This is a genomic window from Ruegeria sp. HKCCA6837, from assembly GCF_013034475.1.
GTDB lineage: Bacteria > Pseudomonadota > Alphaproteobacteria > Rhodobacterales > Rhodobacteraceae > Ruegeria.
The window spans coordinates 29,373-50,137 of record NZ_WQGD01000010.1 but is presented as its reverse complement, the minus strand read 5'-3'; the positions used below and the strand labels follow the sequence as shown (position 1 = coordinate 50,137).

The window sequence follows — 20,765 nt, the reverse complement described above, 5'->3', positions numbered from 1 at the left end:
CCCCGGGTCATGTGTTCAGGCAGTCAGCAAGTAGTGTGAGATCAGAACCGCGCTGCCCGAAGGGTTTTTGTTACAATCATAAAGCCCTCCTGTGGCTAAGGTTCATGAAGTGAGAGGTTGGACATCGACCCAAGCGGGGCTCGTTGTGGCTGCTTCCTTCCGGACCTGACCAGGTTGGCGAGGCGCTCGCCCGCGCCAACCTCTCGAGTCTGGATATAGGGAAGGTGTGGGCAAAAGACAACCCGTCAGAATGTCAGGCGAATACGTTCGAACCCATTGGAATCTGATTCCAGCAGTCTGGCTTTGAACGGGCGCAATTCGTTAATGTGTTTTAACGCACCCGGACCGGTTCGAAGCACGGATTGTGTACCTGTTTGGGGTGCCAGCACAAAAGGATAAGGTTGCTGCGCGATTGGATCAGGCGGAAGGCGATCGGACAGGTAATCCCGCACCAAATCCTTGATGTCCAGCGACGGCAGATTGATGCGTTGGGCCGTGGAAGCGGCGGGGAAATGCCCACCACCGCTGACGCGGTAATTGTTGCTGGCCAGCACTAATCTCTGTTCAGGAAGAACCGGCTGGCCTGCGTATTTCAGGTCGCGAATCCGTCTGTTAGCAGGATCGATCATGCGCCCCTCGGCGTTGAAGCGCGCTGGTTGCGACGGATCAATTTTATAGGTCAGGCCAAAGATGACGTCGAAATTGTACCCGGCGCGTTTGGGGTTGATCAGATCCGTTTCGACATCACAGGCAAGCTGGTTGAACATGCTTGCCGACATTTCAAGCCAGTCCAGCACATCTGCGCCGCTGATCTGGATGGCACGCAGTTCGTTGGGAAACGGATACAGATCCGCAACATGGCGCAGGCATATTTCTCCTGCCGGAACATCCGTAAAGTGCCTGGGGCCTGCGCGGCCGCCGCTTTTACCGGGAGCCACGACTGACAAAAGCGGTAATTCGCCCGGGGCGGATCCATGCAGGAAAGGACGCAGAGCTGCAGCCTGTGCCGCGGCAACCAGGGCCAGCCCGCGATCTGGTGCGCAGAAGCTGAAATAGCTGTGCATGGTGTCAGCCACGTGCGCCACAGGTTTGGCCACTGCGCGACGGGTTTGACGATGGGCATTGGCAACAAGGCGCACCAAGTCATCGTCTTCATCGACCTCAGCGCCATTTTCACAGACAGGGTGCAGTTCAACGTGGCAATCCGTAACGCTGAACCCGGCATCTGGCCGAGGTGTAACAACCAGATCGATTACGCCAAGATACGACCCCGCGGAACCGGCCATGACAACCGGTGTTTCATGTATCAACCCTTTTTCCTGATCGAGATACGAGGCGTCGCCGTGGCCGCCGCCTGGAAAGGTCAAGTGAGTGTGCCCGGCGACAATTGCGTCGATTCCATCTATAGCTGCCAGGGGGATGACGGCGTTTTCCATGCCTTCAGAAGCATCCGCCGGACCCAGGCCTGAATGGGCCAACATCACTATCAGATCACACCCTTGATTGCGCAGAAGCCCAGTCAGGTCGCGCGCGGTTGAGAAGATACCGCTGGCTGTTACCTCTCCGTTCAGGTGATGTTCTTCCCAGCGGACGGTCTGGGGGGGAAGACCAGAAATAAGGCCGATGCGAATGGGTGTCTCGGTGCCGTTCACAGATACGATTCGGTCCAGGATTGCATGGCTCTGCCAGATCTGATTGCCGCCCGAGCGAAGCAAGTTGCTGCACAAAACCGGGCATGGCGCTTGTGCGAGGATGTCGTCCAAGGTTGACAGCCCAAAGCCAAAATCATGGTTTCCAAGGCCGATGGCGTCGTAACCAAGCGCCGCGAACGCCTGCATCATCGGATGCGGTGTGTCGTTACGGACAGCCCATTCGCCCAGAGGTGTACCCTGAATAGAGTCGCCGTTGTCCACCAAAAGGACCAACGCGTCATGGGCTTGTTGACGGGCGTTTCGGATCAGGCTGGCGGTGCGCGTTAACCCAAGCGTCGGGTCCTGGGTGTCTGTGTAATAGTCAAAACCTGTCAGGTGCATATGCAGGTCAGTCGTTGCCAGAATGCGGACACGCCCGTAGTTTTTCGCGGGGCGCACCTGCGTCAATGGGTTTTGCTTCACTTTGGATAGTCTGCTTTTGAAAAGGGTTATTGATTAAATAGCATAGAGCGTAACTTAAATGATTTTTCCGAGGCCGCCATGCGGCTTTTCGACGGCGGCGATGTGTAGCGCAAAGGATTGAATTGCCATTGCAACGCAGGCTGTGACATGACAGCCCTGTGCCCCGAACCAAAAGGAAACCCAATGAAACACGCAGAGCAGGTGACGTTTGGCGGCTCGGGCCTGGATCGGGCGGCCCATATTCGCGGGAGCGCTGAACTTCTGGAAGAAGCGACAAACAACCCGGCCACGCAATGCATGATGGTGTGGCGCGGCAAAGTTCTGGTTGAAGGTGACGGGCTGGATCAGCTTGCTTTGCTGCCGATGACGCATCCGTTGGTCAGCGATGGCCCCAAAGGGGTAGTTGAGGCCCCGGTCTTTTTGGGTTTGACCGCCGAAGATGCGCCTTTGTTTGCCGTGGATATCTCGGCCTGGACGGCAGAAGGTCTGGACCTGACCGGACTAGGGGAGTTCGTAGACAAATCTGAGCAGCAGCACCCGGATTTGCCAGATGGGTATGTGTTTGCCGAGTTGCGCCGGATCATGACGCGATTGCCGGCGCGGGATGCGGAACTGGCCGCGACGGCTAAGGCAGTGATCGGCTGGCACGAAACGCATCGATTTTGCGCGCTTTGCGGTGCAGCCAGTGAGATGTCGCAAGGCGGTTGGCAACGCAGTTGTCCATCATGTGGCGGGCAACACTTCCCACGTACCGACCCTGTTGTGATCATGTTGATCACATATGGGGAGAATGTGCTGATGGGGCGGTCTCCGGGTTGGCCCGAGGGAATGTTTTCGTTGCTGGCCGGCTTTGTTGAGCCCGGAGAAACTCTGGAGGCTGCCGTACGCCGCGAGGTAATGGAAGAGGCGGGCGTGCCGGTCGGGGAAGTATCCTATCTGTCCAGCCAGCCCTGGCCATTCCCGGCTTCGTTGATGTTCGGCTGCGCGGGTGAGGCACTATCGTGTGACATCGCTATTGATCCCGTCGAGATCGAAGAGGCGATGTGGGTGAGCAAATCCGAGATGATGCAGGCCTTTGCCGGGGACCATCCAAGTCTGTTGCCCGCTCGCAAAGGTGCAATCGCACATTTTCTTCTTGAGAACTGGCTTGCGGATACGTTGGACTGACGAAATATTGGCGCGGCCATAAACATCGAAGGGTATCATGCAGTTTTCAGCCCGTGAGGATATCGAAGCCCCAATCAACGCGGTATTCGACATGGTGTCGGATTTCGAGCGGTTCGAACGCATGGCCATGCGCCGGGGGATCGACGTAAGGCGCTCAGATGCCGAGGCGATCTTTGCAGCGGGAACTGAATGGCAGACAGAGTTCAAGCTGCGCGGCAAGTTGCGCCAGATGTCGGTGACCATGGCGGGCTACGACCGGCCTTCGCAAATGCGTTTCGAGGCCAACAGCAAGGGCATGACCGGCCTGACAAGTGTGGATTTTCTGGCCCTGTCACCGCGCAGAACGCGCCTGAGCCTCGAGATGTCACTGGCGGCCAAAACCTTGCCTGCACGCCTGTTGTTGCAGTCTGTAAAGTTGGGCCAATCCCGGTTTCGCAAACAGCTGCAATCCCGGCTGAGTGAATTTGCACGCGAGTTGGAGCAGCGCCATCTGCATGGCGCATAACAAAACGCTGTAGCGCCGTTACATAGTGCGATTGAGCAGATGAGGCAGGTTGTCGAGTTGAACGGCCACACGCACTAGCGTGATGATCGCTTGCAAGGAGGCTAAGCGCAGCAACCTGCGCCAATCCGAATTTGCCCAATCGAAGGAATTGTTACCTATCCGCGCGGTTGCGCGGCTGGGTAAACGCCCAGGATTTCAACGTTGGTCGTGAAATGCTCTAACTCGTCCATGGCCAGTTGCACATTCCGGTCGTCGGGATGCCCGACGATATCTGCATAGAACTGTGTCGCGGTGAAGGATCCGTCGACCATATAGCTTTCCAGCTTGGTCATGTTGATCCCGTTGGTAGCAAAGCCGCCCATCGCCTTGTAAAGCGCCGCCGGGATATTGCGGACCTGAAACACAAAGCTGGTGATCATGCCATGTTCGCCGCGACGTGTCAGATCGAACTGGCGGGACATCACAAGGAAACGGGTCGTGTTGTCGTCACTGTCCTCGATGTGGCGGGCCAGCACATTCAGGTTGTAGATCTCACCAGCCAATTCGCTGGCCAGCGCTGCAGAGTGGAGGTCGCCCACCTCAGCCACTTCGCGTGCCGCGCGGGCGTTGTCGGGGCTGACACGCCCGCGAATGTCGTGCTTTTTCAGGAACCCCGCGCATTGCGGCAGCAGCACCAGATGAGAATGTGCCTCGGTGATATCTTCCAGTTTTGCGCCGGGGACGCCCAACAAGTTGATATGTACCCGCACAAATGCCTCGTCGATGATATGCAAGCCGCTATGAGGCAACAGCCGGTGAATATCGGCGACCCGTCCGTAGGTTGTGTTTTCGACCGGAAGCATCGCCAGATCGGCCGCGCCGGAACGAACCGATTCGATCACATCTTCGAAAGTACGGCAGGGCAGGGCCTCCATATCGGGCCGCGCGTTGCGGCACGCCTCGTGACTATAGGCACCCGGTTCACCTTGAAATGCGATGCGATTGGTCATTTGGTCGATTCCATGCAACAAGTTCGCGATTTGGTCGTTTCGTCGCGGTGTCTATACCTTGCCTCTCGTAAGGGGAAGCCTTAGACAGCAGCCCAGACAGCTGAAATGGACTCGCGATCAATGTTCGACACGATGACAGTTACCAAGGCCGCTGCAGGCCTGTTCGGCACTTTCCTGGTGCTGCTTCTGGCCAAATGGGGGGCGGATGTCCTCTATTCTTCCGGTGGCCATGGCCACGCTGAGGCCGCCTACATTATCGAAACCGAAAGCTCGGGCGAAAGCGCCGACGGTGAAGAAGTGGTCTTCGAAGACCTGCTGGCCGCCGCTGACGTTGAGAAAGGTGCCAAGGTTTTCCGCAAGTGCACCGCGTGCCACAAGCTGGAAGACGGCGCAAACGGAACGGGCCCATACCTGTACGCTGTTGTGGACCGCCCTGTTGCATCGGCCAAGGGCTTTACAGGTTACTCGGCCAGCATGCAGGCCCACGGCGGCAACTGGACGCCTGAGGCGCTGGATGCCTTCCTGGAACGCCCAAGCGCCTACATCTCGGGCACATCGATGAGCTTTGCGGGTCTGAAAAAGCCGCAGGATCGCGCAGACGTGATTGCCTATCTGCAGACAATCGGCAACTGATTGCCAGTCAGATCAAAGCTTTCCAAAGCCGCTGCCCCATGCAGCGGCTTTTTTTGTCTGAAGGAAACTTCACAAAGCGCTCACGCATTCTAAACTTGAATCTGTCAGCGTTGGCACTTTAGCTAGCGGTTACGACATTGATGATGACAATGACCCAGAGGACAAGCCACATGATATCCCTGATGCCCGCTGCACGTGATCTTAAGATACGGCCTTGGGCTGGCATATTGGGGCTGTGCACGGCTTTGATCACTCCGCAAATCGTGCAGGCTTTGGACGATGGTGTTACAAGCAGTCATGGCTACTCATATTTCGGCAATCTGGATTATCCCGCTGATTACGCTCACCTGAACTATGTGAACCCGGATGCTCCTAAAGGTGGTGAGCTTTCTTTGGCTGCCTCGGGCACGTTCGATTCTCTCAATCCCTATTCCCGCAAGGGGCGCGCTGGCGCTTTGACGACGCTGCAATATGACCGCTTGTTTGAAAGTGCGGATGACAGTGTCGGGCAGTATTACGGAGTTTTGGCAGAAAGTCTGGAGTATGACGAAGGGCGGAACTACGTCATCTTTCACCTGCGACCCGAAGCAACCTTTTGGGATGGAACGCCGGTGACGGCGGAAGATGTCGTCTATAGCCACCGCCTGTTCATCGAACAGGGTCTGCCCTCTTACGCGCAGGCCGTAGGTCGCATGGTGACGGGGGCCGAAGCGCTGGATGAACATACGGTTAAGTTCTCGTTTAACCCCGAAGTCACACGCCGTAGCCTGATCGAAACAGTAGGCTCGACCCCCGTATTTTCAAAAGCGTGGTTCGAAGCGGATGAGTCTAGGCGCCTGGATGAGCCTCGCCTGGAAGTAGCGGTTGGATCAGGTCCGTATAAGCTTGACAGCTACGACATCAATCGTCGGATCGTTTACAAGCGCCGTGATGATTATTGGGGCAAGGATCTGCCGTTTAATGTTGGCAGGAACAACTTCGACACAATCCGCGTCGAGTACTTTGCTGATCAGACCGCGGCGTTCGAAGGTTTCAAAGCCGGTGAGTACACGCTGCGTATCGAAAGCGACCCCAAGCTTTGGGCGACGGGGTATGATTTCCCGAAGCTGAGCGAAGGCGTGGTGGTTCGCGATGAGATCGTGGATGGTAGTCCGCCGACCCCATCGGGTTTTGTTTTCAATCTGGGAAAACCGCAGTTTGCTGACAAGGACGTCCGCAAAGCCCTTGCCTTAGCCTTTAATTTCGAATGGGCAAACGAGTCTTTGCTGTTCGGGCTGAATGCGCCACGCAATTCCTTCATTCAAGGCACCCCGCTTGAGGCAAAAGGTCTGCCTGAAGGTGATGAGCTGGCGTTTTTGCAAGCTTTGGGTGACGTTGTGCCCGGAGACTTTCTGACAGAGCCTGCTGTCTTGGCCCACGAGTCAAATCCTGCGCGTCTGAACGATCGGAGAAATCTTCGCAAAGCAGCGAAAATACTGGACGAGGCCGGTTGGCCTGTTGGTGATGGCAATGTGCGGCGCAATGCGGAAGGGCAGACATTGAAGGTGAATATTCCCTATCCTTCAAACCTGCCGACATCGACAGCAACCATGATCGAAACCTATGTTCAGAACTTGCAGTCTATTGGTGTCGACGCTTCAGCTGAAAAGGTCGACCCGGCGCAGTACACCCTTCGCAGCCGCGAGAGGGACTACGATATGGTCTATTCCACACGTTACGGGTCATTCCTGTCCACTGGGGGTGGGTTAAGCCAGATGTACGGATCGGAAGAAGCTGCATTCAGCCTCTTTAACCCCGCCGGATTGGCTAGCCCCCTGGTTGACGCAATCATTGAAGCGTCTTTTGAAACCGACAATCAGGCAGATCAGGACACGGCACTTACTGCGCTTGATCGCGCCTTGCGTTATGAGTTCTTCGTGGTCCCTGTGGGATTCATCGCTGACTACTGGACGGCATATTACGATATGTACGAATACCCCGAAAACCTGCCGCCCTATTCGTTGGGTCATCTGGATTTGTGGTGGATCAATCCGGAAAAAGAGGCTGCGTTGAAAGCGAAAGGCGCACTGCGATAACATGGGCGCCTATATTCTAAGACGCTTGTTGCTGATCATTCCAACCCTTTTGGGCATCATGATCGTCAACTTCACGCTGGTACAATTCGTTCCGGGTGGACCGGTCGAGCAGATCATCGCGCAGATCGAAGGTAAGGGGGATGTTTTTGCAGGATTTGCGGGCGGGGGTGATGCTGGCGCAGGTTCTGAACCCGCTGGTGGTGTCTTCGACGACAAATATGTCGGCGCACGGGGTCTGCCGCCCGAATTCATCGCTGAACTTGAAAAAGAATTCGGTTTCGACAAACCGCCTTTGGAGCGGTTCCTGATTATGATGGGCAACTATCTGACGCTGGACTTCGGCGAGAGTTATTTCCGTTCGATCAGTGTGATTGATCTGGTGCTTGAAAAGATGCCGGTTTCAATCTCATTGGGTCTGTGGTCGACCCTGATTGCTTATCTGGTTTCTATTCCGCTGGGCATCCGCAAAGCGATCAAAGATGGATCACAGTTCGATACCTGGACCAGCGGGGCGATCATTGTGGCTTATGCGATCCCGGGCTTTCTGTTTGCGATCCTCCTTCTGGTGCTGTTCGCGGGTGGGTCGTACTGGCAGATCTTCCCGCTGCGCGGATTGACCTCGGACAATTGGGAGAGCCTGAGCCTCTTCGGCAAGATTGCGGACTACTTCTGGCATATTGCGCTGCCGACCATTGCGCTCACGATCTCGGCTTTTGCGACACTGACATTGCTGACCAAGAACTCGTTTCTGGATGAAATCAAGAAACAATATGTCATGACGGCCCGCGCAAAGGGGCTGAGCGAGCGAAAGGTGCTGTATGGTCATGTTTTCCGCAACGCGATGCTGATCGTGATCGCGGGCTTTCCCGCGGTGTTCATCGGCGTGTTCTTTGGTGGGTCGATCATCATCGAGACCATTTTCTCGCTGGACGGTCTGGGCCGTCTGGGATTCGAGGCAGCCGTGGCGCGCGATTACCCGGTGATTTTCGGCACCCTCTTCATCTTCGGCCTGATGGGGCTGGTCGTTGGTATCATTAGCGATCTTATGTATGTGCTGGTCGATCCGCGCATCGACTTTGAAAAGCGGGAGGGGTAAATGGCGCTCTCCCCTCTGAACCAGCGTCGCTGGAACAACTTCTGTCGCAACCGGCGCGCGTTCTGGTCGCTCATCATATTCTCGGTTCTGTTTGGCCTTTCCCTATGCGCCGAGTTTATCGCAAATGACAAACCTATCCTCGTGAAGTACCGGGGTGAGTTCTATACGCCGATCTTCAATTTCTATGCGGAAACGGAATTTGGTGGCGATTTCCAGACGGAAGCCATTTATCGCGATCCCGAAGTTCAATGCCTGATCGACAGTGGCGGACTGGAAGAGTGTTTCGACGATCCCGAAGGCATTATAGAACAAATCGACGCCGGGACATTCCAGTCGGAAGGGTTCGAGCGTGGCTGGGCGCTTTGGCCGCTGATCCCATACTCCTTCAACACATCGGTAGACCGACCTGGGGCTGCGCCTTTGCCGCCTAACGGTCAGAATCTGTTGGGCACGGATGACACCAAACGCGATGTGCTGGCACGCGTGATATACGGGTTCCGGTTGTCGATCCTGTTCACACTGCTTGTGACCGGTGCCGCCAGCCTGATCGGCATTTTCGCTGGTGCCATTCAAGGGTTCTTCGGCGGTTGGTTGGATCTGATCTTTCAACGGATCATCGAGATCTGGTCAGCGACGCCTTCGTTATATGTGATCATCATCATGTTCGCTGTTCTGGGCCGAAGTTTCTGGCTGCTGGTAGCGTTGATGATCCTGTTCAGTTGGACAGGACTGGTCGGTGTCGTACGCGCGGAATTCCTGAGGGCCCGGAACCTTGAATATGTGCGCGCGGCGCGTGCGCTGGGCGTCGGCAACATGACCATCATGTTCCGCCATATGCTGCCCAATGCAATGGTGGCCACTCTGACGTTCATGCCCTTCATTGTCACCGGAACCATCGGCGGTCTCGCCTCGCTGGATTATCTGGGCTTTGGATTGCCATCTTCGGCCCCGTCTTTGGGAGAGCTGACCTTGCAGGCAAAACAAAACCTGCAAGCCCCGTGGCTGGCTTTCACTGCCTTTTTCACCTTTGCCATCATGCTGTCGCTGCTGGTCTTCATTTTCGAGGGCGTGCGGGATGCGTTTGATCCTAGAAAGACCTTCTCATGAGCTTGCTGGATGTGAACAACCTCAAGGTCTCGTTCCGGCAGGACGGTCAGGTCAGTGCTGCTGTCAAAGGCGTGTCTTTTACCGTGGATCGGGGTGAAACCGTTGCGTTGGTGGGCGAATCCGGCTCAGGCAAATCCGTAACGGCTTTGTCGACAGTGTCGCTGCTGGGTGACAGTGCGCTGGTTGAAGGATCGGTGACCTATGATGGGCAAGAGATGATTGGCGCCTCGGAACAACACCTGATGGATGTACGCGGCAATGACATAAGCTTCATCTTTCAGGAGCCAATGACCTCGCTGAACCCGCTGCACACGATTCAAAAGCAAATGGCGGAATCGCTGGCGCTGCATCAGGGGGTAACCGGTGACGCGGCGCGGGGGCGGATTTTGGAGCTACTGACCAAGGTTGGTATCCGCGACCCCGAGGACAGGTTGGACAGCTACCCCCACCAGTTGTCTGGTGGACAAAGACAGCGGGTGATGATCGCAATGGCGCTGGCCAACAAGCCGGACATTTTGATTGCCGATGAACCGACAACGGCGTTGGATGTGACCATTCAGGCGCAGATACTCGAGTTGTTGGCCGAATTGCAGAAATCCGAGAATATGGGGATGCTGTTCATCACCCATGATCTGGGTATCGTACGCCGGATTGCCGACCGCGTTTGTGTGATGAAGGATGGTGAGATTGTCGAAACCGGTGTCACGCAGGACATCTTTGACAACCCACAGCATCCCTATACCCGGAAACTTTTGGCCGCGGAACCTTCGGGTCAGCCCGAACCGGTTGCCTCAGACGCGGAAGAGGTCGCGCGCACCGATCACCTGAAGGTCTGGTTCCCAATCCAGCGCGGATTTCTGAAGCGTACTGTTGGCTATGTGAAGGCGGTGAATGACGCCACGCTGAGTGTACGCGCGGGTGAGACTTTGGGAATCGTCGGCGAAAGCGGTTCGGGCAAGACTACGCTGGCGCTGGCGATCATGCGCCTCATTGCGTCCGAAGGCGGCATCACCTTCCGCGATCAGGATGTGCGAAGATGGTCTACCCGCGAATTACGCAGATTGCGCAAAGATATGCAGATCGTGTTTCAAGACCCGTTCGGCAGCCTTAGCCCACGCATGACCTGTCAGCAGATCATCGCGGAAGGTCTTGCCATTCACAACATTGACCCTCACCGCGCCCCGCGTGAGCTGGTCGCCGAGGTGATGACCGAAGTGGGGCTGGATCCTGCGGCGATGGACCGGTATCCGCACGAGTTCTCAGGCGGACAGCGCCAGCGTATCGCAATTGCGCGCGCGATGGTTTTGCGGCCCAAACTGCTGGTGTTGGACGAACCGACCAGCGCGCTGGACATGACGGTGCAGGTTCAGATCGTTGATCTGCTGCGCGATCTGCAGAAGAAATACGGGTTGGCATATCTGTTCATCAGCCACGACCTGAAAGTCGTGCGGGCGATGTCGCATAACGTAGTCGTCATGCGAAATGGGGATGTGGTGGAAATGGGTGCGGCCGAGGCTTTGTTCGAAAACGCTCAGACTGACTATACTCGCGAGTTGATTGCAGCGGCGGGCTGAAATCAGCCCGCCTTCCTCAGGCCATCACGCGCTTGCCTTTTCTTTGGTCGCCGCTTTCGGCACTGGCCCGCGCAGTTCTTCGTAGTGATCAAAGGTCAGCTTGACCCACCCGGTTCCGCGCGTGGCACTGGCAAGGGTGCGATGCAGTTCATCCTCGGTCACCGCGGGGATTTGGGCGTTGAAGATCTCCCATCCTGACGCGTTTGGGTTGCCCTCAAATCCCAGAACCTGCCCTTGCAGCGAACTGATCGTTGGGACGAGATCGCCAACAAAATCGGATGGCAAGTGAATCTCGGCGTTCAGCATCGGTTGCAGAACCACTGGTTTGGCCTGAGGCAGCGCTTCACGCACCGCGTTCTTGCCTGCGGTGCGGAACGCATAATCCGAACTGTCCACGTTATGGTGTTTACCGTCGCTCAGCGTGACTTTGACGTCGACGACGGGGAAACCCTCGGGACCTTGCTCCAGTGCATCCTTAGCCCCGTGTTCCACCGACGGGATGTAGTTCTTGGGTACTGCGCCGCCTTTGACAACTTCTTCGAACTTGAACCCCGATCCGCGAGGTAGGGGCGTGACCGAGATCACCACATCCGCAAACTGTCCGGCGCCGCCGGATTGTTTGCGATGACGGTGGCGATGTTCGACAGGCGCGCGGATGGTCTCGCGATAGGCGGTTTCGACCTGATCCGCTTCAATCTCGATCCCAAAATCCTCGGCCAGCTTCGCGGTCACACGGCGCATGTGTTGCGGGCCTTGCGATCCAAGGATCGAATGGCCGCTCAACTCATCCTGTTGCAGGTGCAGGCCGGGGTCGATCTCGGCCAGACGGCTTAGGGCGTTGGACAGGCGCACATCGTCCCTTTCATGCGCGGGTGAGACGATCTGACGATGCGCGACCGGATGCGAGGCCGCCCATTCCGGCAGTTCAGTCGCAGAATTGCTGTCGTAGATATAGCCGGGGTTGAGGTGGTCGGATTTGACCGCCAGACCAATCTGCCCGGCTTCCAGCGTTGCGATTTGGGTCTTGGCATCAAGCGTTGTCAGATTGCCAACGGTCTCACCGCCCAAAGCTTCATGCGCTTTGACGCCATCCCCAAGCCCGCGCAGAACAACGATCTTTCCGATGTGCTTTTTGACATCTGCAAAACCGGCAATGGCTCGGGCACTGTCGGCGGCTTCGTCCCGCCCGGCGGCGATATCGAATTCAGGCGCTTCGTGCCGCAGCGCCTTCATCAGCCGCGTCAGGCCGTTGCCATGGCTCGCGGCACCCAGGCATGCTGGAATCAACTGATGATTTTGCAAGACTTGTGCGGCCAGGTCATAAACCTCGTCGCTGGGGGGCTGCTTGTCTTCGATCAGTTGCTCCAACAGATGGTCGTCAAAATCAGACAGAGTTTCCAGTAACTCGGTGCGCGCTTCCTGCTCTCGGTCTTCCACGGATTGAGGCAACTCGATCAGGGCCGAGGGTTGGCCCTCTTGATACTTCCAGGCCCGTTCAGAAATCAGATCAACCGCGCCGATGATCGTGTCTCCTTCGCGGATTGGCACCTGACGCAGGGCGATATGATGGGTGCAGTACGTTTGCAGTGCTGCGATGATGTCGCGGATGCGCCCATTGGGATTATCCATGCGGTTGATGAATAGAAAGCAGGGGATGCCCGCTTCTTCCACCAGTCGAAGGTAAGGGGCGCACAGAACGGCAGCATTGGGATCGGGGGGCACAACCACGACCGCCGCGTCCGAGATGGCCATTGCAGGCCCGACATAGGCCAGCGCATCGCCGCCGCCATCTACGTCGATCGAACACCAAGGCTCGTCCAGGTAAGAAAAACCGTGCAAATGCACGGTTCCGGAAACATCGAATGTTGTGGGGCGCCCGTCGAGGCGGCTGATGGCCTCGACCAGGGTAGTTTTGCCCGATTGGCTGGGCCCGAGGACGGTGAAAACGCGCATGAGTGTTGTCCCTCTTTCAGGTTGCAGAATGGCTGCACGAAAGGGGCGTCCGCCGCTTTTTCGTCGGCAAGGACCGTCTGTATTTGCCCGCCTCAGGGCGCAGAATGGATGGCCAGTCTGCCCCTTGAGTGTGGAGAAAAGCGCAGGCGCGCGTCAAGCCCCCGTTGTGCCCAGTGGCCTGCGGGCCCGGCGAGGCCCGCAGAAGAAGAGATCAGATCGCCGAGCTGTGGCCTGCCTTGCTCAGGTCATAGGCGTCAAAGCTGCGGGCGATCATCCGGGTCAGGGCGCGTGCCTCGGGCGGGATGAAAAGCCCGTCTTCGGTGATCCGCAACAGCCCGTCGAATGCGGCATTGGCGGAATGATACATGTCATTCAACGCGGCGGCCGAGATGTCGTGGTCGCGCAGGATTTCGGCACTGTTGATCTTAAAATCGCACATCAGCGCCTCGATCAGGCGCGCGCGCAAAATGTCCTGACCCTTGAACAGGTGCCCGCGGGCGGTCGAAAACTGCCCGTCGCGAACCGCTTTGGCATGGGCCGAGGTGGCCGAGGCGTTCTGCGCAAAGCCTTGCGGAAAGCGCGAGATCGAACTGGCCCCGACGCCAATCAGAACATCGGCCTGATCGTCGGTATACCCTTGGAAGTTACGCTTTAGACGTCCCGCGTGCAGGGCACGGGTCAGACCGTCATCTTGTATGGCGAAATGGTCGATGCCAATTTCGGCATAGTTGTCCCACAGGAACAGACGGCGGGCGGTATCGAACAGCTCGAGCCGTTGTTCCGGCGTGGGAAGCGCGTCGGACGGGATCATCTGTTGGCGCTTCGCCATCCAAGGCACATGTGCGTAGCCATACAAAGCCACGCGATCCGGGCTGAGCGACAGCAGCTTCTGCACGCTTTCGGTCATCCGGGCCTTTGTCTGATGCGGCAGGCCAAAAAGGATATCTGCGTTCAAACTGGTAATGCCACGTTCGCGGATCATGTCGATGGCGTCGCGGGTGGTGTCGTAGCTTTGGATGCGACCGATGGTTTTCTGAATTTCGTCGTCGAAATCCTGCACCCCGATCGACGCACGGTTCATACCTGCCTCTGCCAGCGCATCCAGACGGTCTTCATCAATTTCGTTCGGATCAATCTCGACCGAAAATTCGGCATCAGGCCCCATGGGCACAATACCCAGGATATATTGCGCCAATTCGCGCATCAGCTGCGCGTTCAGCAAGGTTGGCGTACCGCCACCCCAGTGCAGGCGCGATAGCACCACGCCTTTGGGCAGGCGTGCTGCAAGCAGGTCTAACTCGGCCTTCAGAACGTCCACATAGGCGATCACAGGGTTGTCGGTTTGGGTTCCCTGTGTCCGGCAAGCACAGAACCAGCACAGTCTACGACAGAATGGAACGTGGATGTACAGGGAAATGGCACTGCCGGGTTTGATCCCCGAAATCCAGTCACCAAACAAGTCTGCTCCCACATCATTGCTAAAGTGGGGGGCGGTGGGGTAGCTTGTGTAACGCGGTACTTTCGCGTCAAAAAGTCCAAGCTTTGCCAATTGTGGTTTCACTATCATGGCGATACCCTTAGGCGACAGATGACTTGGTTACTTTGATGGAGATCAAGTGGGGACCCGCATGACAATAAAAGCACAGTTTGATCATTCCAATTGCGAAGACTGCCCGATTCGGCATCGCGCAGTTTGTGCTCGTTGCGATGCGGATGAGCTGGAAGAGCTTGAAAGTATTAAATATTACCGCAGTTTCGAGGCGGGCCAGACCATCATATGGTCGGGCGATCAGATGAATTTTGTGGGCTCGGTCGTGGCCGGGATCGCTTCGTTGACGCAGACCATGGAAGATGGTCGGACCCAGATGGTGGGTTTGCTGTTGCCAAGTGATTTTGTCGGCCGCCCCGGGCGCGAAGTTGCGCCTTACGATGTGCAGGCGACCACAGATGTCGTCATGTGCTGTTTCCGCAAGAAACCGTTCGAAGAGTTGATGGCAACTACACCACATATCGCCCATCGCCTGTTGCAGATGACGCTGGACGAACTTGATGCTGCCCGCGAATGGATGCTGGTGCTTGGGCGCAAGACCGCGCGCGAAAAAATCGCCAGCCTGTTGTCGATCATTGCGCGCCGGGATGCGTCGATTAGCCAGAAGGGTCTGGCAGGGCCGATTGTGTTTGACCTGCCTCTGACCCGAGAGGCCATGGCAGACTATCTGGGCCTGACCCTTGAAACCGTGAGTCGCCAGATTTCGGCCTTGAAAAAGGAAGGCGTGATCACACTGGAAGGCAAGCGCCATGTGACCATTCCGGATATGGGCCGTCTCATGGAAGAAGCTGGCGACGACTCGGATGGTGGCTTTTTGGTCTGATCCTTGTGCGCGATGGGATAGGATAAACGCCGTGACCTTGGATCGCGGCGTTTAACAACTCAGGAGCATCGCATGGTTTTTAGCAGCGTCTTGGCAATGATTTTTATCGGCGCAATCGCCGGATGGCTTTCGGGAAAGATCATGGAGGGCCGCGGATTCGGTTTGCTGGGGAACATCATCGTCGGAATTGTCGGCGCGTTTCTGGCAGGCATGATTTTCCCCGCGCTAGGCTTTTCTGTGGGCGGAGGGTTCTTTTCCTCGGTCTTTTTCGCGACCGTGGGGGCCGTGATCCTGTTGTTTGTGATCGGCCTTATCCGAAAGGCATGACAAAAGCCGCCGACTTGGGCGGCTTTCGAACTTTTTGGCAGAGTTCAGTGTGCCAGGAAAACGGGAACTGAAGATTGTTCCAGCATGTTGCGGGTTGCACCGCCAAGTATTGCTTCGCGGAAGCGCGAGTGACCGTAGGCACCCATTACGATCAAGTCAGATTCCGTGTCCGACGCATGACGGTTCAGAATATCTGACACGCGCGTCATGGTCTTGCTCAGCACATCGATCTCACACTTGACCCCGTGTCGGGCCAGCATCTGAGACAGCATTCCGCCCGGATCCGACCGGTCAGGGCCGTGGCGCGGAGGATCAATGACAACGATGCGGGCCAGTTCCGCCTGTTTCAGGAAGGGCAGAGCGCGCCGGACGGCGCACATCGCCTCAACGCTTTCATTCCAGGCGATCATTACATTGCGTGGCACTTTCATTGGCGGAGTGTCGTCCGGAACCACCAGAACCGGGCAATGGCCTTCAAACATTGCGGACTCGATGATGGGTTCAGCTTCGGCCCCGCGATCTTTTCCATAGGGGTGCGGTAAAACCACAAGATCCGAAAACCGGGCCCGATGCGCGACATGGCGTCCGATGTCAGCGATCTGCGCCACACCATGTTCAGCAGACCAGCGAACGCCGGATTTACCCAAATAGTCTTGGGCAAATGCCAGCACCTCCTGCGCCTCGGTGTTGGCTCGGCTGAGCGTCTCCTGAACGATCAGGGCGTTCGCTCCGGCATAGTAATAGCCGGTCTGGCTGCGATCGACACCAAGGCACAGCGCCTCGGCATGGGCATCCTGCGACTCTGCCAGCGCTATAACCTGAGCCAATGCAGGCTCAGCCGTTTGCGTTTCGGTCATGACAGTGAGAATAGATTTGTACGCCATTTCGACCTCTTAGTTCGGGCATATGGTCTCATGTGACCGGTTGGCCCCTTTCATCCTTTATGCGTGTCACAGAAAACGCGGAACTGTCTTGATACAGATCAAAGCAATAGCGGCTGTCGTGCTTCAGAACGGCAGCCAGTCAAATAGGTTTCGCGTGTCAAAAGAATCAAAACCGCGCGAAGCACGGCAAAGGGACGCAATATGTCGAATTACATCAAGCTGATCGTGCTTGGTCTGGTCGTGGTGTTTGCCGCCATCGGATCAAATTATGCACGCGATTTGGCGTATCAGGTGCATGCGATTCTGGTGATGCTTATCGCCGGTGGATTGTTCATCTGGACGCTTCGAAACACAGAAGAGCCAGATATTCTTGTCGATCGCTCGGGCGAATACATGGATGACGTGATCCGCTACGGCGTGATCGCAACGGCCTTTTGGGGTGTGGTAGGGTTCCTGGCTGGAACCTTTATTGCGTTCCAACTGGCGTTTCCGGTGCTCAACTTCGAATGGGCCCAAGGGTATCTGAACTTTGGACGTTTGCGTCCGCTGCACACCTCGGCGGTGATTTTTGCATTTGGCGGTAACGCGCTGATCGCAACGTCGTTCTACGTGGTGCAGCGCACCAGCGCCGCGCGTCTGTGGGGTGGAAACCTCGCATGGTTCGTGTTCTGGGGCTATCAACTGTTCATCGTGCTGGCCGCGACCGGTTACATTCTGGGCGGTACTCAGTCGAAAGAATATGCCGAACCTGAATGGTATGTGGACCTGTGGCTGACCGTTGTTTGGGTCGCTTACCTTGCTGTCTATCTGGGCACGATCATCAAGCGGAAAGAACCCCACATCTATGTAGCAAACTGGTTCTATCTGGCGTTCATCGTGACCGTTGCGATGCTGCACCTGGTCAACAACATGACCATTCCGGTCAGCATCTGGGGTTCGAAGTCGGTCATCGTCTGGTCGGGTGTTCAAGACGCCATGATCCAGTGGTGGTATGGCCACAACGCTGTGGGCTTCTTCCTGACCGCGGGCTTCCTGGGCATGATGTACTACTTCATTCCGAAACAGGCCGAGCGTCCGGTCTTCTCGTACAAGCTGTCGATCATCCACTTCTGGGCACTGATCTTCCTGTACATCTGGGCTGGTCCGCACCACCTGCACTATACCGCGCTGCCTGACTGGGCCTCGACGCTGGGCATGGTGTTCTCGGTGATCCTGTGGATGCCGTCCTGGGGTGGTATGATCAATGGCCTGATGACCCTGTCGGGTGCATGGGACAAGCTGCGCACCGACCCGGTGATCCGGATGATGGTGATCTCGGTCGGCTTCTACGGCATGTCCACCTTTGAAGGCCCGATGATGTCGATCCGCGCAGTAAACTCGCTGAGCCACTACACCGACTGGACCATTGGTCACGTGCACTCGGGCGCGCTGGGTTGGAACGGCATGATCACCTTTGGTGCGCTGTACTTCCTGGTACCTGTCCTGTGGAAGCGCGAGCGTCTGTACTCGCTGCAGATGGTCAGCTGGCACTTCTGGCTCGCCACCATCGGCATCGTGCTCTACGCCGCTTCGATGTGGGTCACCGGTATCATGGAAGGCCTGATGTGGCGTGAAGTGGATGCCAACGGCTTCTTGGTGAACTCGTTCGCCGACACCGTGGCCGCCAAATTCCCGATGTATGTGGTGCGTGCGCTGGGCGGTGTCCTGTTCGTCGCTGGCTCGGTCATCATGTGCTACAACCTGTGGATGACTGTACGTAAAGCGCCGGCCAAAGAGGCCAGCCTGACCGTCGCAGTCCCGGCTGAATAAGGAGGGCCGGAGCAATGGCAATTCTCGACAAACACAAGATCCTCGAGACCAACGCGACCCTCCTGCTGATCTTCAGCTTCCTGGTCGTAACCATCGGTGGCATCGTTCAGATCACCCCGCTGTTCTACCTTGAGAACACCATCGAAAAGGTGGAGGGCATGCGCCCTTACACCCCACTCGAAATGGCGGGTCGTGAGATCTATCTGCGTGAAGGCTGCTATGTCTGCCACAGCCAGATGATCCGCCCGATGCGGGATGAGGTTGAGCGCTATGGCCACTACTCGCTGGCGGCTGAGTCGATGTATGACCACCCGTTCCAGTGGGGGTCCAAGCGTACCGGACCTGATCTGGCGCGTGTTGGTGGCCGTTACTCGGACGACTGGCATGTGCGCCATCTGCGCGATGCACAATCGGTGGTGCCGGAATCGGTGATGCCCAAGTATGGCTTCCTCGAAACCCGCAAGATCGACGGCGAGTATATCGGTGACATCATGGCTGCCAACGCTTTGGTGGGAACGCCCTATACCGAGGACATGCTGGAGAACGCCGTGGCAGATTTCCGCGCGCAGGCCGATCCGGACAGCGACTATGACGGGTTGCTGGAACGCTATGGCGATAAAGTCAACGTGCGCAACTTCGACGGCCAGTCTGATCTGACCGAAGCCGACGCGCTGATCGCTTACCTGCAAATGCTGGGCACGCTGGTCGATTTCTCGACCTTCACCCCGGACGCAAGCCGCTAAGGAGGGTGTGATGGAAGAATATACACTCCTACGGCAGTTCGCGGATAGCTGGATGCTGCTTTTGTTGTTCGTCTTCTTTATCGGCATCATCATCTGGGTATTCCGCCCCGGTGCCAGCAAAGAATACAACGACACCGCCAACATCCCGTTCCGGCATCAAGACAAACCCGCCACATCCAAGGAGGCGCGGCAATGAGCAAGACACCTGAAAAACAGCCGGGTGATCCGAATACAACCGGTCATTCCTGGGATGGGATCGAGGAATTCGACAACCCGATGCCGCGCTGGTGGCTATGGACCTTCTATGCGACCATTTTCTGGGGTCTGATCTATACGATCATGTATCCGGCATGGCCGCTGGTTCAATCTGCAACAGCAGGGGTTCTGGGGTGGTCCTCGCGTGAGCTGGTTCAGCAGGAGCTGGTTTCGTTCGAAGAGGCAAACGCCCCTTGGAATGCCAAGCTGGTAGAGACATCGCTCGAGGATATCTCGAAGGACCCCGAGTTGCAGCAATACGCCGTGAACTCTGGCGGGGCCGTATTCCGCACCTGGTGCGCACAGTGCCACGGTTCCGGTGCTCAAGGCGCGCCCGGCTTCCCCAACCTGTTGGACGATGCATGGCTGTGGGGCGGTTCGCTTGAAGATATCGAGTACACCGTTGCCTATGGTATCCGGAACGAAGAAAGCGACGATGCGCGCTATTCTGAAATGCCGGCCTTTGGTGAGATTCTCGAAAGCGAAGAGATCACCCAGGTTGTCCAATACGTTATGTCTCTGACCAATGCGCAGACCGACGACGCGGCGGCGCAAGCGGGCAAAGTTGTCTTCGATGACAACTGTGCTGCCTGCCACGGCGAAAACGGCCAGGGCGACGTATTCCAGGGTGCTCCGAACCTGACCGACGCGATCTGGCTTTACGGTGGCAGCGAAGAGGCTCTGACCGAAACAGTCACATACAGCCGCTTTGGCGTAATGCCTCCGTGGGAAAACCGCCTGACCGACGCGCAGATCCGCGCCGTCACGGCCTATGTCCACCAGTTGGGTGGTGGTCAGTAAGTTTAAAGGAACACTTTCGGGCGGTTCGCTGCCCGAAAGTTGTGGCACCGGCTGTTCCATCTGTTCGCGCGTTTCCTGAACAGCCGGTGCCTTATTTTCCAACAAACCACCTTACAGACCTACAGCCCGCTTTGGTGGGAGCTATTTGGGGCGTTCTTGCGGCCCGAGTCTCAGGCTGCGACAATTGGTCGGCCTGAAGCGCGCGGTTTATAAGCGTCATGATCGGTATCGCGACAATAGCCGGTTTTCTGTTAGAATACGTGAATAACTGGTTAAAAAACGTCTATTCCGACATCTCAGAGGCCGGTTCATCTTCAAAAGATGTGTGTTCGATGCGCGTTTTGACCCATGTCAAAGTTCG

18 protein-coding genes and 1 other RNA gene are annotated in these 20,765 nt (G+C 56.8%); 13 read left to right on the top strand and 6 right to left on the bottom strand.

Translation table 11 applies throughout. The features are described 5' to 3' along the window. Positions 1-107 precede the first annotated feature (107 nt). An RNA gene (gene ffs / locus GOV91_RS14500) (signal recognition particle sRNA small type) lies at positions 108-206 on the bottom strand. 39 nt (positions 207-245) lie between these two features. Beyond that, on the bottom strand, positions 246-2,114 hold the full coding sequence (locus GOV91_RS14495; protein ID WP_371732325.1) for a bifunctional 2',3'-cyclic-nucleotide 2'-phosphodiesterase/3'-nucleotidase: 1,869 nt from the start codon (positions 2,112-2,114) through the stop codon (positions 246-248). A 183-nt stretch (positions 2,115-2,297) separates the two neighbouring features. On the opposite strand from GOV91_RS14495, the gene nudC reads away from it, so the two are divergent. Together nudC and GOV91_RS14485 are read left to right on the top strand one after the other, a co-directional pair. Continuing rightward, complete coding sequence (nudC, locus tag GOV91_RS14490) at positions 2,298-3,281, top strand: NAD(+) diphosphatase (RefSeq protein ID WP_171236033.1); 984 nt, start codon at positions 2,298-2,300, stop codon at positions 3,279-3,281. A gap of 37 nt (positions 3,282-3,318) precedes the next feature. Beyond that, on the top strand, positions 3,319-3,786 hold the full coding sequence (locus GOV91_RS14485) for an SRPBCC family protein (RefSeq protein ID WP_171236032.1): 468 nt from the start codon (positions 3,319-3,321) through the stop codon (positions 3,784-3,786). A gap of 155 nt (positions 3,787-3,941) precedes the next feature. Here GOV91_RS14485 and GOV91_RS14480 read toward each other — a convergent pair whose 3' ends face one another. Next, the gene (locus GOV91_RS14480; protein ID WP_171236031.1) at positions 3,942-4,775 is read right to left on the bottom strand and encodes a prephenate dehydratase; all 834 of its coding nucleotides are present in this window, start codon (positions 4,773-4,775) and stop codon (positions 3,942-3,944) included. Between the two features lie 120 nt (positions 4,776-4,895). On the opposite strand from GOV91_RS14480, the gene GOV91_RS14475 reads away from it, so the two are divergent. From GOV91_RS14475 to GOV91_RS14455, 5 genes are all read left to right on the top strand, one after another. Then, the gene (locus GOV91_RS14475; RefSeq protein ID WP_171180413.1) at positions 4,896-5,408 is read left to right on the top strand and encodes a cytochrome c family protein; all 513 of its coding nucleotides are present in this window, start codon (positions 4,896-4,898) and stop codon (positions 5,406-5,408) included. Positions 5,409-5,578: 170 nt separating this feature from the next. Beyond that, complete coding sequence (locus tag GOV91_RS14470; protein ID WP_171236030.1) at positions 5,579-7,483, top strand: extracellular solute-binding protein; 1,905 nt, start codon at positions 5,579-5,581, stop codon at positions 7,481-7,483. 1 nt (position 7,484) lies between these two features. Further along, positions 7,485-8,579 carry a microcin C ABC transporter permease YejB gene (locus GOV91_RS14465; protein ID WP_171236029.1) on the top strand — a complete coding sequence of 365 codons (1,095 nt, stop codon included), beginning with the start codon at positions 7,485-7,487 and terminating at the stop codon, positions 8,577-8,579. Continuing rightward, positions 8,580-9,686, top strand: coding sequence for an ABC transporter permease (locus GOV91_RS14460; RefSeq protein ID WP_171236028.1), 1,107 nt, complete (start codon positions 8,580-8,582; stop codon positions 9,684-9,686). Beyond that, positions 9,683-11,260 carry an ABC transporter ATP-binding protein gene (locus GOV91_RS14455; protein ID WP_171236027.1) on the top strand — a complete coding sequence of 526 codons (1,578 nt, stop codon included), beginning with the start codon at positions 9,683-9,685 and terminating at the stop codon, positions 11,258-11,260. Before GOV91_RS14460 ends, GOV91_RS14455 begins: the two co-directional genes overlap by 4 nt. Positions 11,261-11,284: 24 nt before the next feature. On the opposite strand, the gene GOV91_RS14450 is transcribed toward GOV91_RS14455, so the two are convergent. Then, entirely contained in the window at positions 11,285-13,213 is a 1,929-nt protein-coding gene (locus GOV91_RS14450; RefSeq protein ID WP_171236026.1) for an elongation factor G, read from the bottom strand. 211 nt (positions 13,214-13,424) lie between these two features. Beyond that, on the bottom strand, positions 13,425-14,780 hold the full coding sequence (gene hemN, locus GOV91_RS14445) for an oxygen-independent coproporphyrinogen III oxidase (protein ID WP_171236025.1): 1,356 nt from the start codon (positions 14,778-14,780) through the stop codon (positions 13,425-13,427). A gap of 61 nt (positions 14,781-14,841) precedes the next feature. On the opposite strand from hemN, the gene fnrL reads away from it, so the two are divergent. Next, positions 14,842-15,585 (top strand): transcriptional regulator FnrL, encoded by a 744-nt coding sequence (gene fnrL, locus GOV91_RS14440; protein WP_171180117.1) that lies wholly within the window; start codon positions 14,842-14,844, stop codon positions 15,583-15,585. Positions 15,586-15,657: 72 nt separating this feature from the next. Next, positions 15,658-15,912 carry a GlsB/YeaQ/YmgE family stress response membrane protein gene (locus tag GOV91_RS14435; RefSeq protein WP_171180115.1) on the top strand — a complete coding sequence of 85 codons (255 nt, stop codon included), beginning with the start codon at positions 15,658-15,660 and terminating at the stop codon, positions 15,910-15,912. Between the two features lie 44 nt (positions 15,913-15,956). Here GOV91_RS14435 and GOV91_RS14430 read toward each other — a convergent pair whose 3' ends face one another. Beyond that, positions 15,957-16,796, bottom strand: a complete 840-nt coding sequence (locus GOV91_RS14430; protein ID WP_171180113.1) for a universal stress protein — start codon at positions 16,794-16,796, stop codon at positions 15,957-15,959. Positions 16,797-16,997: 201 nt separating this feature from the next. Between GOV91_RS14430 and ccoN the strand changes: the two genes are divergently transcribed. From ccoN to ccoP, 4 genes are read left to right on the top strand one after another with little or no spacing between them, the layout of a single operon-like run. Next, positions 16,998-18,605, top strand: coding sequence for a cytochrome-c oxidase, cbb3-type subunit I (gene ccoN / locus GOV91_RS14425; protein ID WP_171095983.1), 1,608 nt, complete (start codon positions 16,998-17,000; stop codon positions 18,603-18,605). Between the two features lie 14 nt (positions 18,606-18,619). Continuing rightward, positions 18,620-19,348 carry a cytochrome-c oxidase, cbb3-type subunit II gene (ccoO, locus tag GOV91_RS14420; RefSeq protein ID WP_171180111.1) on the top strand — a complete coding sequence of 243 codons (729 nt, stop codon included), beginning with the start codon at positions 18,620-18,622 and terminating at the stop codon, positions 19,346-19,348. A gap of 10 nt (positions 19,349-19,358) precedes the next feature. Continuing rightward, entirely contained in the window at positions 19,359-19,544 is a 186-nt protein-coding gene (locus tag GOV91_RS14415; protein WP_171236024.1) for a cbb3-type cytochrome c oxidase subunit 3, read from the top strand. Continuing rightward, positions 19,541-20,404 carry a cytochrome-c oxidase, cbb3-type subunit III gene (gene ccoP, locus GOV91_RS14410; protein ID WP_171180109.1) on the top strand — a complete coding sequence of 288 codons (864 nt, stop codon included), beginning with the start codon at positions 19,541-19,543 and terminating at the stop codon, positions 20,402-20,404. The genes GOV91_RS14415 and ccoP overlap by 4 nt, the downstream gene beginning before the upstream one ends. Positions 20,405-20,765 lie beyond the last annotated feature (361 nt).